The 17,752-nt window shown below is 72.7% G+C and carries 2 protein-coding genes; both read left to right on the top strand.

The features are described 5' to 3' along the window. The first annotated feature begins 155 nt into the window (after positions 1–155). Positions 156–6,752, top strand: a complete 6,597-nt coding sequence (locus tag ACFVFH_RS32775) for a type I polyketide synthase (protein ID WP_383775637.1) — start codon at positions 156–158, stop codon at positions 6,750–6,752. A gap of 104 nt (positions 6,753–6,856) precedes the next feature. Next, on the top strand, positions 6,857–17,614 hold the full coding sequence (locus tag ACFVFH_RS32780; RefSeq protein WP_383775640.1) for a type I polyketide synthase: 10,758 nt from the start codon (positions 6,857–6,859) through the stop codon (positions 17,612–17,614). Positions 17,615–17,752: the final 138 nt, after the last annotated feature.

Raw genomic sequence — 17,752 nt, forward strand, 5'->3', positions numbered from 1 at the left:
CGGGGGGCGGGGGGGGGGCCCCGCGGCCTCCCCCCGGGGGGGGGGGGGCCCGGCGCCGGGGGGGGGGGGGCGGCCCGCCCCCCCCGCCCCCCCCACCGCCGCGGGCCATACGTACCGCAGACCTGTGTGAAGAGAACGACGACGGGAGCAAGAACGTGTCCGAACACCGTGGCAGCGCAGGCGGCTCCGCACTGTTCCCCCGGACGGGGACCGTGCTGCCCTGGGTCCTGACAGGGCCCGGCGCCGCCACCGTGCGGGCCCGCGCCGAGGCTCTGCGCACGCATCTCGACGCGACCGACGCATGGCCGTCGGCCGGGGTCGGACAGGCCCTCGTCGTCGGGGCCGGAGCCGAGGCGGGTCCCCACCGGGCCGTCGTCCTCGCCGGGGACCGCGCGCAGACCCTGGACGCGCTCGCCGCGCTGGCCGCCGGCGCCGACCACCCGGCGGTGGTCACCGGCACCCGCACGGACGCCTCCCCGGCGGGACCGGTCTTCGTCTTCCCCGGTCAGGGCTCGCAGTGGACCGGCATGGCCCGCGAACTCCTCGACACCGCACCGGTGTTCGCCCGTTCGCTGCACGACTGCGCCGACGCCTTCGCCCCCTACCTGGACCACTGTCTGCTGGACTCCGTGACGGGCGCGGCCGACGGTCCCGAACCGGCCGGCGCCGACGTGGTGCAGCCCGCGCTGTTCGCGGTGATGGTGGCGCTGGCCGACCTGTGGAGCGTGGCCGGGGCCGCCCCCGGCGCCGTGCTCGGGCACAGCCTCGGTGAGCTGGCCGCCGCGCAGGTCGCCGGGGCGCTGTCCCTGGACGACAGCGCCAGGGTCGTCGCCCGCTGGAGCCAGGCGCAGGCCACCCTCGCCGGGCGCGGCGACATGGTGTCGGTGCTCATGCCCGCCGGTGAACTCGCCGACCTGCTCGGCCGGCGCTGGCCGGGCAGGCTGGCCGTCGCCGCGGAGAACAGCCCCGGCTCGACCGTCGCCTCCGGTGATGTGGACGCGGTGGCGGAACTCGTCGCCCACCTCACCGCCGAGGGCGTCCACGCCCGCCGCGTCGACGTGGGGCTCGCCGCGCACTCCCCGCACATCGACGCGATCCTTCCTCGCATCCGCGAGGACATCGCCCCCATCCGCGCCCACGCCCCCCGTATCCCCGTCTACTCCGCGCTGCACGGCGGAGCGCTCGACGGCACGCCCATGGACGCCGACTACTGGTGCCACAACCTGCGCTCCACCGTCCGCTTCGCCGACGCCACCCGCGCGGCGCTGGAAGCCGGGCACACCAGGTTCGTCGAGGTCAGCCCGCACCCGGTGCTGACCACCGCCATGGAGGTCTCCGCGACCCGGGCGGGCCGCACGGCCACCGTCCTCGGCACCCTGCGCCGCGGCGAGGGCGGTCCGTCCCGCTTCCTCGCGTCGCTGGCCGAGCTGCACGTGTCCGGCGGTGACACGGACATGCCCAGCGTGCTGCCCGCATCCGAGGCCGTACGGCTGCCGGAGGCGTTCCTCTGCGCCGGGCCGCGCGAGAAGACGGCGGACGGCGACGCCCCGCACCGGGCGCTGCACGCCCGCCTGGCGCCGCTCGACCCGGCCGAACGCCACACCCGACTGCTGACCGTGGTGCGGGAGTGCGTCGCCTCGGCACTCGACGGCGACGACACGGACCCCATCGACGGCCGCCGCACCTTCCGGGACCTCGGCCTCACCTCGCTCGCCGCCGTCGGCATCCGCGACCGGCTGAACTCCGCGACCGGGCTGCGGCTCTCCCCGACCATCGTCTTCGACCACCCCACGCCGGACGCGCTCGCCGCCCACCTGGACGCCGAGCTGTTCGGCACCGCGGCCGACAGCGAGCCCGTCCCGGCCACGGGGGGCCCGACCGCGCCGTACGACGAGCCCGTCGCGATCGTCGGCATGGCCTGCCGCTACCCGGGCGGCATAGGATCCCCCGCCGACCTGTGGCGCACGGTCCGCGCCGGTGTCGACGCCATCGGCCCGCTGCCCACGGACCGCGGCTGGAACATCGCCGACGGCTACGACCCCGAGATGCGCGGCCCCGGCCGGTTCCTCCAGCGCGAGGGCGGATTCCTCCACGACGCCGCCGAGTTCGACGCGGAGTTCTTCGGGATATCGCCGCGCGAGGCGCTCGCCATTGACCCGCAGCAGCGACTCGTCCTGGAGTCCGCCTGGGAGGCGATCGAGGACGCCGGGCTGGACGCGCACGCCCTCAAGGGCTCCCGCACCGGTGTCTTCCTCGGCCTCATCGCCCAGGACTACGGCCCCCGCGCCGGCGAGCCCACCGCGCAGGCCGAAGCCGTCGAAGGCCACCTGTTCCTCGGTTCCACCGGCAGCGTCGCCTCCGGGCGCCTCTCCTACGTGCTCGGCCTGGAGGGGGCGTCGCTGACGATCGACACCGCCTGCTCCTCGTCGGCGGTCGCCCTGCACGAGGCGTGCCAGGCGCTGCGCACCGGTGAGTGCGACATGGCGCTGACCGGCGGTGCCACCGTGATGCCGAGCACCGGCATGCTCGTCGAGTTCTCCCGCCAGCGCGGCCTGTCCCCCGACGGGCGGTGCAGGGCGTTCTCCGCGTCCGCGGACGGCTTCGGTCTGGCCGAGGGCGTGGGCATGCTGGTGGTGGAGCGGCTGTCGGACGCGCGGCGTCTGGGGCACCGGGTGCTGGCGGTGGTGCGGGGGAGCGCGGTCAACCAGGACGGTGCGTCGAACGGGCTGAGCGCGCCGAGCGGGCCCGCCCAGCAGCGGGTGATCCGCCAGGCGCTGGCCAACGCCGGGGTGCAGGCGTCCGAGGTGGACGTCGTGGAGGCGCACGGCACGGGCACCAGACTCGGCGACCCCATCGAGGCGCAGGCCCTCATCGCCACGTACGGCCAGGGCCGCGATGCCGAACGGCCTTTGTGGCTGGGATCGTTCAAGTCCAACATCGGCCACGCACAGGCCGCGGCCGGAGTCGGCGGTGTGATCAAGATGGTGATGGCGCTGCGGGCGGGTGTGCTGCCGCGCACCCTGCACGCGGACGAGCCGTCGCCGCACATCGACTGGTCGGCGGGCCACGTGCGGCTGCTGACCGAGGAGCGGGAGTGGCCGAAGGACGGCCGTCCGCACCGGGCCGCTGTCTCCTCCTTCGGCGTGAGCGGCACCAACGCCCATGTGATCCTCGAAGCCGCCCCGGAGACCGACGGTGCGCCCGAGGCGCCCGCCGGCGTTCTCGGCAGCGCGCCCGGGGCCGTGCCGTGGGTGCTGTCCGCCGCGTCCGCCGACGCCCTGCGCGCCCAGGCCGAACGGCTGAGCGGGCTGGTGACCGAGCGCCCCGGAACCACCCCCGGCGACGTGGCGTTCTCCCTCGCGACGAGGCGTACGGCGCTGGAGCACCGGGCCGTCGCCGTGGGCGGCGACGGCGACGAACTCCTCGTCACCCTGGACGCGTTGAGCGCCGGCCGTCCCGCCCCCCGGGCCGTGCTGGGTGAGGGGGCCGCTCCTTCCCGCCGCCCCGTGTTCGTGTTTCCGGGGCAGGGGTCGCAGTGGGTGGGCATGGCGGTGGAGCTGCTGGACTCGTCGCCGGTGTTCGCGGAGTCGATGGCGCAGTGCCGGGAGGCGCTGACGGAGTTCGTGGAGTGGGACCTGCTTGAGGTTCTGCGCGGTGCGGACGCGTCGGTGCTGGAGGCCGTGGACGTGGTGCAGCCCGTGCTGTGGGCGGTGATGGTGTCGTTGGCCGAGCTGTGGCGGGCCTGCGGGGTGGAGCCCGCCGCGGTGGTGGGCCACTCCCAGGGTGAGATCGCCGCCGCGGTGGTGGCCGGCGGACTGTCGCTGCGGGAGGGCGCACGGGTGGTGGCGCTGCGCAGCCGGGTGATCGGCCGGTCGTTGGCGGGCCGGGGCGGCATGGCGTCGGTGGCGCTGCCGGCGGACGCGGTGCGCGAGCGGCTCACGCGGTGGGCGGACCGGCTGTCGCTGGCAGCGGTGAACGGACCCTCGGCGAGTGTGGTCTGCGGTCACGTGGACGAGCTGGACGAGTTCGTGGCCGTCCTGGAGGCCGAAGGCGTACGGGCACGGCGAATCGCGGTGGACTACGCGTCGCATTCGGTGTTCGTGGAGGAGGCGGAGGAGGAGCTCTTCGGCGTTCTGGAAGCGGTGGAGCCGCGTAGCGGTGACGTGCCGTTCTACTCGACGGTGACGGGCGAGTTGTTCGACACGGCAGGGCTGGATGCCCGGTACTGGTACCGGAATCTGCGGCAGACGGTGCGTTTCGAGGAAACGGTACGGGAGCTGGCGCGCCGGGGGTTCGACGCGTTCGTGGAGGTGAGCGCGCATCCGGTGCTGGTGGTCGGGGTGCAGGAGACGCTGGAGGCGGCCGGAGCGCGGGGTGTGGTGTGCGGGACGCTGCGCCGGGGCGAGGGCGGTGCGCGGCGGCTGCTCACCTCGCTGGGCGAGGCGTGGGTCGCGGGGGTCGGGGTCGAGTGGTCTCGGCTGGTGCCGGCCGGCGACGTGGTGGAGCTGCCGACGTACGCGTTCCAGCACCGGCGCCACTGGCTCGACGGCACCTCCGCCGACCCCGGTGACGGACCCGCCTCGGACCAGGACGCCGCGTTCTGGGAGGTGGTCCAGCACACCGACCTGGACGGGTTCGCCGCCCGACTGGACGTCGCGCCCGACGCCCCGCTCGGCACCGTCCTGCCCGCGCTCGCCGACTGGCGCCAGCGCATGCGGGCCACGGCGGCCGTCGACGCGTGGCGTTACCGGACCACCTGGAAGCGCCTGCCCGAGAGGCCCGGCGCCCCGGTCCTCACCGGGCCCTGGCTGGCCGTCGTACCGGAACGGCACCTGGACGACCCGTCGGTCACCACCTCCCTGGACGCCGTGGCGAAGGCCGGGGCCGAGGTCGTCCGCATGACGGCCGATGACGCCGACGCCGACCTGGACCGGCTCACCGAGCGGCTGCGCGGCCTCGTCTCCCGGCCCGGCCCGGCACCGGCCGGAATCGTGTCGTTCCTCGGACTGGACGAGGAACGCCACCCCGACCACCCGGCCATGCCGAGCGGGCTGGCGACCAGCCTCGCCCTGGTGCGCGCCCTCGGCCGGGCCGGGATCGACGCCCCGCTGTGGATGGTGACCCGGCAGGCCGTCGCGGTCGGCGAGGACACCCACCCGCGGGCCCCGCTCGGCTCGCTGATCTGGGGCCTCGGCCAGGTCGCCGCCCTCGAACACGCCGACCGGTGGGGCGGGTTGATCGACCTGCCCGGCGTCACCGACGCCCGGGTCGCCCGCATGCTGTGCGCCGCGCTCGCCGGGCACGGCGTCGAGGACCAGCTGGCGCTGCGTCCGTCGGGCACCTTCATCCGCCGGCTCGCCCACGCCCCCGGCGAGCAGCGGTCCGCCCGACGCACCTGGCGTCCGCGGGGCACGGTGATCGTCACCGGCGGCACCGGCGCCCTGGGAGCCGTCCTCGCCCGGTGGCTGGCCGCCGAGGGCGCCGAACACCTGGTGCTCACCGGGCGCCGCGGAGCCGACGCGCCCGGCGCCGAGCAGCTGCGCGACGAGCTCGCCGGGACCGGCACCCGCGTCACCCTCGCCGCGTGCGACGTCTCCGACCGCAAGGCCGTGGCGGCGCTCCTGGACGAGCTCGCCGACGCCGGGGAGACCGTACGCGCGGTGCTGCACGCCGCGGGCGTCGCGGACTTGACCTCCCTGGAGGACACCGGCCCGGAGTCGTTCGCCGCCGGAATCGCCGCCAAGGTCGACGGCGCCCTGCACCTCACCGAACTCGTCGACCACGACGAACTGGACGCGTTCGTCCTGTTCTCCTCCATCGCGGGCGTATGGGGCAGCGGCGACCACGGCGCCTACGCGGCCGCCAACGCGTTCCTCAACACGCTCGCCGAACACAACCGGGCCCGCTCCATCCCCACCACCTCCATCGCCTGGGGCGTGTGGAACGCGTTCGGCGTCGAGGGTGCCGGCGGCATCTCCGAGGCCGTCGACCTCGACCAGCTGCACCGGCGGGGCCTGCCCCTCATCGAACCCGAACTGGGCCTCACCGCGCTGCAACACGCCCTGGACCGGGACGAGACCGTGCTCACCGTGGCACCCGTCGCCTGGGAACGGTTCTTCCCCCTGTTCAGCGCGGCCCGCCCGCGACCCCTGTTCGAGGACCTGCCGCAGATCCGGGCGCTCACCGCACCGGCGGCAGCGGGCCCGGCCCCCGAACCGGGGCAGCGCGGCTCCGGGCTCGCCGACCTGCCGCCCGCCGACCGGGACAGCGCCCTGCTCACCCTGGTCCGCGGCGAGGCCGCCTCCGTGCTCGGCTACGAGCGCCCCGACCAGCTCGACCCGGACCGCGCCCTGCGCGACCTCGGCTTCGACTCCCTCACCGCGATGGAGCTGCGCAACCGGCTGGCCGCGGCCACCGGCCTCGCCCTGCCCGCCGCACTGGTCTTCGACCACCCGACACCGCTCGCCATCGCCGCGTACATCAAGACCGAGCTGTACGGGCACGACGCCGACGACGACAGCTCCGTCCTCACCGACCTGGAAGCACTGTCCCAGCGGCTGGCGTCCATCGACCCGGACACCAACACCCGGCTCGAGATCACCCTGCGGCTGCGCTCGCTGCTCACACGGTGGAGCGAGCCGGACGGCGGCCGTACGACGGCCGAAACGGCCACGAACACCTCCGCCGCGACCCTCGAATCGGCCAGCGCCGACGAGGTGCTGGCCTTCATCGACAACGAACTCGGCATCTGAACGGACGCACTCCGCGTCGTGCGGGCTCGTCCCCGGGGGCGAGCCCGCACGAGGCCCGCAGCACCACGCACCACGTACTCAGCGACTCACAGGGGTAGGAACTGATGGCGGATCACGACAAGCTGGTCGACTACCTGAAGCGTGTCACGGCCGATCTGCAGCAGACCAGGCAGCGGCTGCGCGAGTACGAGGCACAGAGCAACGAGCCCATCGCGATCGTCGGCATGGGCTGCCGCTACCCCGGCTCCGTCGCCTCGCCGGAGGATCTGTGGCGGTTGGTGCACGGAGGCGTCGACGCTGTCGGCGGCCTGCCCACCGACCGTGGTTGGGACGTCGAGGCGCTGTACGACCCCGAGGCGCGGATCTCCGGTACGACCTATGCCCGCGAGGGCGGCTACCTGACCGGCGCCACCGAGTTCGACGCGGAGTTCTTCGGGATATCGCCGCGCGAGGCGCTCGCCATGGACCCGCAGCAGCGACTCGTCCTGGAGGTCGCCTGGGAGACCCTGGAGCACGCCGGCATCGACCCCGCCACCCTGCGCGGCTCCAGCACCGGTGTGTTCGTCGGCTGCAACTACCAGGAGTACCGGGCTCGCCTGTCCGAGGTGGAGGAGGGCCTGGAGGGCCACCTCGTCACCGGCAGCGTCTCCAGCGTGGTCTCCGGCCGGGTCTCCTACGTCCTCGGCCTCGAAGGTCCGGCGCTCACCGTCGACACCGCCTGCTCCTCCTCCCTCGTCACGCTCCACCTGGCCTGCGAGGCGCTGCGCCGCAACGAGTGCACCATGGCCCTTGCCGGCGGTGTCGCCGTGATGAGCACCCCGCACACCATCACCGGTTTCTCCCGGCAGCGCGGTGTCGCCGCCGACGGCCGGTGCAAGGCGTTCTCCGCGTCCGCCGACGGCATGGGCTTCGGTGAGGGCGTGGGCATGCTGGTGGTGGAGCGGCTGTCGGACGCGCGGCGTCTGGGGCACCGGGTGCTGGCGGTGGTGCGGGGGAGCGCGGTCAACCAGGACGGTGCGTCGAACGGGCTGAGTGCGCCGAGCGGGCCTGCCCAGCAGCGGGTGATCCGCCAGGCGTTGGTGAACGCCGGGGTGCAGGCGTCCGAGGTGGACGTCGTGGAGGCGCACGGCACGGGCACCAGGCTCGGCGACCCCATCGAGGCGCAGGCGCTCCAGGCCACCTACGGCCAGGGGCGGCCGGACGAACAGCCCCTGTGGCTGGGCTCGTTGAAGTCCAACATCGGCCACGCACAGGCCGCCGCGGGAGTCGGCGGGATCATGAAGATGGTGATGGCGCTGCGGGCGGGTGTGCTGCCGCGCACCCTGCACGCGGACGAGCCGTCGCCGCACATCGACTGGTCGGCGGGCCACGTGCGGCTGCTGACCGAGGAGCGGGAGTGGCCGAAGGCCGGCCGTCCGCGCCGGGGCGCCGTGTCGTCGTTCGGGATCAGCGGGACGAACGCACACGTGATCGTGGAGGAGGCCGAGGCCGTCGAGGCCCCCGGCGACCCGGAAGGCGGATCCGGCAACGAGAGGACGCCCGCACTCTCCGGGACGGAGATCGTCGCCTGGCCGGTGTCCGCCGCTTCCCCGGATGCCCTGCGCGCCCAGGCCGAGCGGCTGCGCGGGCACGTGGCCGCGCGGCCCGGACCGGCCGCCGCGGACGTGGCGTTCTCGCTCGCCACCACCCGGTCCGCACTCGCCCGGCGCGCCCTCGTCGTCGGTGGCGATCGGGACGAACTGCTCGCCGGCCTCGAATCCCTCGCCGCCGACCGGCCCGGGAACGGGCTGGCGAAGGGAGTCGCCGATCTCGGCACCAAGCCCGTGTTCGTGTTTCCGGGGCAGGGGTCGCAGTGGGTGGGCATGGCGGTGGAGCTGCTGGACTCGTCACCCGCGTTCCTGGAGTCGATGCTCGCCTGCGGCGAGGCACTGAACGAGTTCGTGGACTGGGATCTGCTGGAGGTCGTACGGGGCGGGGACGAGGAGCTCTCGAACCGCGTCGATGTGGTGCAACCGGTGCTGTGGGCGGTGATGGTGTCGTTGGCCGAGCTGTGGCGGGCCTGCGGGGTGGAGCCTGCCGCGGTGGTGGGCCACTCCCAGGGTGAGATCGCCGCCGCGGTGGTGGCGGGCGGACTCTCGTTGCGCGACGGTGCGCGCGTGGTCGCACTGCGCAGTGCGGTGATCGGCGGCCTGCTGGCGGGCAAGGGCGGTATGGCGTCGGTGGCCCTGGCCGCCGACGCGGTGCGGGACCGGCTGGCGCCATGGGAAGGGCGCCTGTCCCTCGCGGCCGTCAACGGCCCGGCATCGAGTGTGGTGTGCGGACACGTCGACGCACTGGACGAGTTCGTGAGCGCACTCGAAAGCGACGGAGTGAGAGTGCGGCGCATCTCCGTCGACTACGCATCGCACTCGGTCTTCGTGGAACAGACGGAGGAAGAACTCCTCGACGTCCTGGCGGACGTCTCCCCCCGGACGGGCGAGGTGCCCTTCTACTCCACCGTCACCGGTGGAGTCCTCGACACCACGGGACTCGACGCCGGGTACTGGTACCGCAATCTGCGGCAGACGGTGTGCTTCGAGGAGACGGTGCGGGAGCTGGCGCGCCGGGGGTTCGACGCGTTCGTGGAGGTGAGCGCGCATCCGGTGCTGGTGGTGGGGGTGCAGGAGACGCTGGAGGCCGCCGGTGCGCGGGGTGCGGTCTGTGGAACGCTGCGCCGGGGCGAGGGCGGTGCGCGGCGGCTGCTCACCTCGCTGGGCGAGGCGTGGGTCGCCGGGGTCACGGTCGACTGGTCACGACTCGTACCGAGCGTGAGCCCGGTACAGCTGCCGACCTATGCGTTCCAGCGCCGGAGGTACTGGCTCGACAGCACCTCCGGCAGCGGCGCCGATGTCGCGGCAGCCGGGCTGGGCGCCGCCCGACACGGACTCCTCGGGGCGGCCGTCACCCTTGCCGGCAGCAGCGGCACCCTGCTGACCGGCAGGCTCTCCCTCGCCACACACCCCTGGCTCGCCGATCACGCCGTACGCGGTGTCGTCCTCGTGCCCGGCACCGGCCTGGTCGAGCTCGCCGTCCGCGCGGGCGACGAGGTCGGCTGCGGACGCGTGGAGGAACTCACACTCCAGGCCCCGCTCGTCCTGCCGTCCGAGGGCGCGGTGCAGGTCCAGGTCGTTGTCGGCGCCGCCGATGACGCCGGAGTACGCAGCGTGGACATCTACTCGCGGCCGGAGGAGCCGGGCGCGGAGGGGGCGTGGACGCTGCACGGGACGGGCACGGTGATGCCCGGCGCCGACGAGCCCGCCGGCAGCCGGGGCGACCTCGCCGTCTGGCCGCCGCGGGACGCCGAAGCCCTCGACATCGACGGCTTCTACGAGACGATGGCCGACCGTGGCTACGAGTACGGCCCCGCCTTCCAGGGCCTGCGCGGCGTCTGGCGCCGCGGGGACGAAGTCTTTGCCGAGGTTGCCCTTCCCGAAGGGGTCGCGAGTGCCTCCGGCGAGTTCGGACTGCATCCCGCGCTGCTCGACGCGGGGCTCCAGTCCGGGCTGCTCACGCTCTTCGCCCCCGCCGACGACCGTGCCACCGGGAACCGGCTGCCCTTCTCGTGGCGCGGGGTCGTCCTGCACGCCGTCGGCGCGACCACCCTGCGCGTACGCATGGCCCCGGTCGCCGGTGATCCGACGACGGTGACGCTCGACGTGGCGGACGCCTCCGGTGGGCCGGTGGCCACGGTGGACGTCCTGGCGACGCGTGAGGTGTCCGAGGCGCAGCTCGCGGCCGCGGCTCCGGGGGACGCCGACCCGCTGTTCCGGGTGGAGTGGGTTCCCGCTGCCGGTGGTGGCACGGCGGAGGCCGACTCGTGGGCGGTGCTGGGGGATTCGCCTCTGGGTGATGGTGGCCGGGTGTTCGCGGATGTGGATGGGCTGCTTGCGGCTTCTGGTTCGGTTGTGCCGGGCACGGTTGTTGTGGAGTGTGTGCCGGTTGGTGGTGGTTCGGTTCCGGATGCGGTGCGGGATCAGCTTGCTGATGTTCTTGGTGTGGTGCAGCGGTGGGTTGCGGAGGAGCGGTTGGCGGATTCGCGGTTGGTCGTGGTGACGCGGGGTGGGGTGGGTGTGTTGGGTGGTGAGTTGGTGGATGTGCGGGTTGCTCCGGTGTGGGGTTTGGTGCGTGCGGCTCAGTCGGAGTTTCCGGGGCGGTTCGTTCTGGCGGATCTTCCGGTGGGTGCGGGTGTGGAGGAGCTGGCGGCTGGGCTGGGGTGTGGTGAGTCGCAGTGGGCGGTGCGGGACGGCGTCGTGCGCGTACCCCGTGTGGTGCGGGCGGGGGTCTCGGCCGGTGAGGCTGCGGGCTTCGGAGAGGGTCCGGTGCTGGTCACTGGGGCGTCCGGTGCGCTGGGTGGGCTTGTGGCCCGGCATCTGGTGTCGGTGCATGGTGTGCGGGAGCTGGTGTTGCTCAGTCGCCGGGGTCCGGCGGCCGAGGGTATGGACGGGCTGTGTGATGAGCTTGCCGCTCAGGGCGTGGCTGTAGAGGTGCAGGCGTGTGATGCGGCTGACCGTGACGCGTTGGCGCGGGTCCTGGACGGTCGTGAGCTGACGGCCGTGGTCCATGCGGCGGGTGTGCTGGATGATGGTGTGCTGGAGTCCCTGGACGCGTCTCGCCTCGACAAGGTGTTGCGTCCGAAGGTGGATGCCGCGTGGAACCTCCACGAGCTGACCCGTGACCTCGATCTGTCGGCGTTCGTGCTGTTCTCCGCCGGCGCCGGCACCTTCGGCAACGCCGGCCAAGCCAACTACGCGGCCGCCAACGTCTTCCTCGACGCCCTCGCCCAGGCCCGCCGCACCGAGGGACTGCCCGGCCTGTCGCTGGCCTGGGGGCTGTGGGCCGAGACCAGCGCGATGACCGGTCGGCTCGGCGAGACCGACCTGAACCGGCTCGCCCGGCTCGGCATCGCCGCCATGGAGACCGGACAGGCCCTCGCCCTCCTCGACGCGGCCGCCCGCACCGACGAGGCGTACCTGCTCCCCGTACGGCTGGACTTCGCGGCCCTGCGGCGGCGCGCTGCCGCCTCCGAGTTGCCGGTGCTGCTGAGCGCCCTGGTCCCGCACCGCGCCCGCCGACAGGCGGCCGGCATGGTTGCCGGTGCCGCGTCGGCCGACGGCGGCGACCTCGGCGGACGGCTCGCCGCACTGCCCGCCGACCGGCGTGAGGAGTTCCTGCTCGATCTGGTCCGCGGCGAGGTCGCGGCCGTCCTCGGCCACGCCTCCGCCGACGCGGTCGAACCCGAACGCGCCTTCAAGGACATCGGCTTCGACTCCCTCACCGCCGTCGAACTACGCAACCGGCTCGGCGCCGCCACCGGGCTCCGCCTGCCCGCGACCCTGGTCTTCGACCACCCGAATGCCACCGCCGTCGCCCGCCTGCTGTGGTCCGAACTCGGCGGCACCAGCCCGGCCGACGACGCCCCGGCGTCCCACCCGAGCCCCCCGGCCGCCGCAGACGAACCCATGGCGATCATCGGCATGAGCTGCCGATTCCCCGGCGACGTGGCGTCCCCGGAGGACCTGTGGCGACTGGTCGCCGAGGGCCGCGACGCGATCGACACCATGCCCGGCGACCGTGGCTGGGACCTCGAAACCCTCTATGACCCGACCCCCGGCGTCCCCGGACGGATCTACTCCCGTGAAGGCGGCTTCCTGCGGAACGCGGCCGAGTTCGACCCGGCGTTCTTCGGGATCTCGCCCCGTGAGGCCCTGGCGATGGATCCGCAGCAGCGACTGCTGCTGGAGACGTCGTGGGAGGCGTTCGAGCGCGCGGGCATCGACCCGGCCACCCTGCGCGGCAGCCGGACCGGCGTATTCGCGGGCGTCATGTACCACGACTACGGCGCCCGGCTCAGCGCGGGCACCGTGCCCGAGGACGTCGAGGGGTACGTCGGCAACGGCAGCGCCGGAAGCATCGCGACCGGCCGTATCGCCTACACCTTCGGCCTGGAAGGCCCGGCGGTGACCGTCGACACCGCCTGCTCGTCGTCCCTCGTGGCGATGCACCTCGCCATGCAGGCGATCCGGCAGGACGAATGCTCGCTCGCACTCGTCGGCGGCGTCACCGTCATGTCGTCGATCGAGATGTTCCTTGAATTCAGCCGTCAGCGCGCCGTCTCGCCCGACGCCCGCTGCAAGGCGTTCGGCGCGAGTGCGGACGGCGCCGGCTTCAGTGAGGGCGTCGGCATGCTCCTCGTGGAGCGGCTGTCCGACGCCGAACGTCTGGGGCACCGCGTACTGGCTGTCGTACGGGGCAGCGCGGTCAACCAGGACGGTGCGTCCAACGGCCTCACGGCGCCCAACGGCCCGTCCCAGCAGCGCGTGATCCGGCAGGCGCTCGCCGCCGCGGGACTGGAGCCCGGACAGATCGACGCAGTGGAGGCCCATGGCACGGGCACGACTCTCGGGGACCCCATCGAGGCGCAGGCCCTGCTGGCGACCTACGGGCAGGGGCGCGATGAGGAACGTCCTTTGTGGTTGGGGTCGTTGAAGTCGAACATCGGGCACACGCAGGCTGCCGCGGGAGTCGGCGGGATCATCAAGATGGTGATGGCCTTGCGGGCGGGTGTGCTTCCGCGCACGCTGCACGTGGAGGAGCCGTCGCCGCACATCAACTGGTCGGCGGGGAACGTACAGCTGCTCGCCGAGCCGCGGGAGTGGCCCGGAACCGGGCACCCCCGCCGAGCCGGTGTCTCCAGCTTCGGCGCCAGCGGCACGAACGCGCATGTGATTCTGGAGGAGGCTCCGGCGCGTTCCGCTGATGAGGGTGCGGTGGAGTCTTCTCTGCCGGTGGTCCCGTGGTTGATCAGTGCCAGGTCGGAGGAAGCTCTGCGGGCGCAGGCGGCGCGGTTGGGTTCGTTTGTTGTGGGGCGGTCTGAGCTGCGGCCGGTGGATGTGGCGTTCTCTCTTGCGACGATGCGTGGGGCGCTGGAGCACCGGGCCGTCGTTGTGGGTGGCGACCTGGGTGAATTTGCCGAAGGGCTCGGTTCATTGACGGAGTCTGCCTCTGTTGTTTCGGGGCGTACTGCGTTCTTGTTCACGGGTCAGGGTGCTCAGCGGTTGGGTATGGGGCGCGAGCTTTATGACGTCTTCCCGGTGTTCCGGGATGTGCTGGACGAGGTGTGCGCGGAGCTGGACGGGGTGTTGTCGCGTGGGCTGCGCGAAGTGATGTGGGGCGGGGACGGGGAGGTGCTGTCGTGGACGGAGTTTGCTCAGCCGGCGTTGTTCGCGGTGGAGGTGGGGTTGTTCCGGTTGTTGGAGTCGTGGGGGGTTGTGCCGGATGTGGTGGCGGGGCATTCGATCGGTGAGATCGCTGCTGCCCATGTGAGTGGGGTGTTGTCGCTGGCGGATGCGTGTGTGCTGGTGGCGGCTCGGGGCCGGTTGATGCAGGCGTTGCCCTCTGGCGGGCTGATGGTGGCGGTGCAGGCATCCGAAACAGAGGTGCTGCCGCTGCTGGAGGGGATCGGGGACCGGGTGGGTGTTGCCGCGGTGAACGGGCCCGAGGCCGTGGTGGTCTCCGGTGCCGGGGCCGAGGTCGAGGGGGTGGCCGCTGTCCTGGAGGGCCGGGGTCGTCGGGTGAAGCGGCTTGCTGTGAGTCATGCGTTCCACTCGCCGTTGATGGATCCGGTCCTGGAGGACTTCCGTGCGGTGGTGGAGGGGCTTTCGTTCCGTGAGCCGTCGGTTCCGTTCGTGTCGGCGGTGACCGGTTCGGTGGTGGGCGCGGAGATCGCCGCGCCGGAGTACTGGGTGCGGCATGTACGGGAGGCGGTACGGTTCGCCGACGCACTGCATGCCCTGCATGCTTTCGGGGCCAGGCGGTTCGTGGAGGTGGGCCCGGACGCCGTACTGACCGGGCTGGTCGGCCAGACGCTTGAGGCGGGTGTGGCCGCTGTGCCGGTGCTGCGCCGGGATCAGGGCGATGCGCGGGCGTTGATGTCCGCGGTGGGTCGGTTGTATGTGGCCGGGGTCTCGGTCAACTGGTCGGCGGCGCTGCCCGGTGGTCGGCGGGTGGAGTTGCCGACGTATGCCTTCCAGCATGAGCGGTACTGGCTGGATGCCCCGGCTGGGGCCGGTGATGTTGCGGCTGTGGGTCTGAGTGCGACGGGGCATCCGTTGCTGGGGGCTGCGGTGGAGCTGGCCGCGTCGGATCGGATGGTGTTCTCGGGTCGGGTGTCGGTCGCTTCCCAGGGGTGGCTGGCGGATCACGCGGTCTACGGGACTGTTGTGGTGCCGGGGGCTGCACTGGTGGAACTGGCGTTGCGGGCCGGGGACGAGGTGGGTTGCGGTCGGCTGGAGGAGTTGACGCTCCAGGCGCCGCTGGTGCTGCCGAAGGCTGGTGCGGTGCAGCTTCAGGTGTCGGTCGGGGAGACGGATGCAGAAGGCCGTCGTACGGTCGAGATCCACTCGCGTCCTTGCGATCTGGCTGGTGCCGGGACCGGGGAGTGGACCACACACGCGGACGGCGTCCTGGCGGCCACCGACGAGCACCGTGCTCCGGTCGAGTTCGCTGAGGTCTGGCCTCCGCAGGACGCCCGGATGGTCGGGGTGGCTGACTTCTACGATGCGCTGGCCGAGCGGGGTTTCGACTACGGGCCTGCTTTCCAGGGTCTGCGTCGGGTCTGGCTGCGAGGCGAGGAGGTGTTCGCCGAGGTCGCGCTGCCGGAGGAGGCCGCGGACGCGGCGGATGCGTTCGGGCTGCACCCGGCGCTGCTGGATGCCGCTCTGCATGCGATGAGCTTCGCCTCTGCGGGGGAGGGGTCGGGCACGCCGCTGCCGTTCGCATGGTCAGGCGTCTCCTTGTGCGCGGTCGGTGCCAGGGCGCTGCGGGTGCGGATTGTGCCGGATGGGCGCGAGGGCGTGACCGTGGACCTGTTCGACGAGTCCGGGCTGCCGGTCGCGTCGGTGGAGTCGCTGGTACTGCGTGAGGTGAGTCCGGAGCAGTTGTCGGTCCGGGACGATGCCGATTCCCTGTTCGGGGTGGAGTGGGTTCCGGCGCAGGCGACTTCGGACGCCGTCGGCGAGACGTGGGCGGTGCTGGGGGATTCGCCTCTGGGTGATGGTGGTCTCGCGTTCGCGGATGTGGATGAGCTGCTTGCGGCTTCCGGTTCGGTTGTGCCGGGCACGGTTGTTGTGGAGTGTGTGCCGGTTGGTGGTGGTTCGGTTCCGGATGCGGTGCGGGGCGGGCTGGCTGATGTTCTTGGTGTGGTGCAGCGGTGGGTTGCGGAGGAGCGGTTGGCGGATTCGCGGTTGGTCGTGGTGACGCGGGGTGGGGTGGGTGTGTTGGGTGGTGAGTTGGTGGATGTGCGGGTTGCTCCGGTGTGGGGTTTGGTGCGTGCGGCTCAGTCGGAGTTTCCGGGGCGGTTCGTGCTGGCGGATCTTCCGGTGGGTGCGGGTGCGGAGGAGCTGGCGTCCGGGCTGGGGTGTGGTGAGTCGCAGTGGGCGGTGCGGGACGGGTCGGTTCGTGTCCCGCGTCTGACCCGTGCGCAGGCAGACGTTTCCGGTGTTCCGGCGTTCGGGGAGGGTCCGGTGCTGGTCACTGGGGCGTCCGGTGCGCTGGGTGGGCTTGTGGCCCGGCATCTGGTGTCGGTGCATGGTGTGCGGGAGCTGGTGCTGGTCAGTCGGCGTGGTCCGGCGGCTGAGGGTATGGACGGGCTGTGTGATGAGCTTGCCGCTCAGGGCGCGGCTGTAGAGGTGCAGGCGTGTGATGCGGCTGACCGTGACGCGTTGGCGCGGGTCCTGGACGGTCGTGAGCTGACGGCCGTGGTCCATGCGGCGGGTGTGCTGGATGATGGTGTGCTGGAGGCCCTGGACGCGTCTCGCCTCGACAAGGTGTTGCGTCCGAAGGTGGATGCGGCGTGGAACCTGCACGAGCTGACCCGTGACCTCGATCTGTCGGCGTTCGTGGTGTTCTCGTCCGCTGCGGGTGTCTTCGGGAACGCCGGCCAGGGCAACTACGCTGCGGCGAACGTGTTCCTGGATGCTCTTGCCCAGTCCCGTCGTGCTGAGGGTTTGCCTGGTCTGTCGTTGGCGTGGGGTCTGTGGGCCGGGTCGAGCGCGATGACGTCCGGGCTGAGTACGGCAGACCATCAGCGGATCGCGCGGCTCGGTGCGGAAGCGCTGAGCGAGACCGAAGGGCTTGAACTGCTCGACCGGGCGGTCGCGGGTGACCAGGACGGCGGCCTGCTTGTCCCCGTCCGGCTCAACCTCCCCGCTCTCCGTGGCCGTTCCGAAGGCGTGCCCGCCATGCTGCGTGCGCTGGTGTCCGTCAGGACGCGGCGGCAGACCGCGGCCGGAGCAGCGGCGGGCTCGGGCGGCGGGCTGGCCGAGCGGCTGGCGGCGATGAGCGACAGCCGGCGGGCGGCGCATCTGCTGGACCTGGTGCGTACGGAGGTCGCCGGGACGCTGGGACACCGTTCCGCCGCGACGATCGAGCCGGAGCGTGCCTTCAAGGACCTCGGGTTCGACTCGCTCACGGCGGTGGAGTTGCGCAACCGGCTGCACACGGCCACGGGACTGAAGCTGCCCGCCACGGTCGTCTTCGACCACCCGACCCCCGCCGACCTGGCCCGTCATCTGCGCACACAGATACCGAACCTGCCTGCGGCGGGCCCGGAGGGCCTGCTCGGCGAACTCGATCGGATCGAGCAGATGCTGACCGACGTCGACCCGACCGACGAGGAGAGCGCCGACATCCAGCGACGCCTCGCCACCTTGCTCGCCCGCTTCGACAAGGCGGCGAGGCCGGTGGAGGCCGAGCGGGTCGCCGACAAGATCGACGCGGCGACGGACGACGAGATCTTCGCCTTCATCGACACCGAACTCGGCTGAGCGCCGTACCCCCTCCAGCCGGCCGCCCCCAGCCCCCTCCTGGGGGCGGCCACACCGACGCTGATCCCCCGAAGCCGACCCGGACTCCGATCGTCTCCGACGACGACTCGAATGGTGACTGACTGATGTCCAACGAAC

The sequence above is a fragment of the Streptomyces sp. NPDC057697 genome (genome assembly GCF_042799335.1).
In the GTDB taxonomy this organism is placed as follows: domain Bacteria; phylum Actinomycetota; class Actinomycetes; order Streptomycetales; family Streptomycetaceae; genus Streptomyces.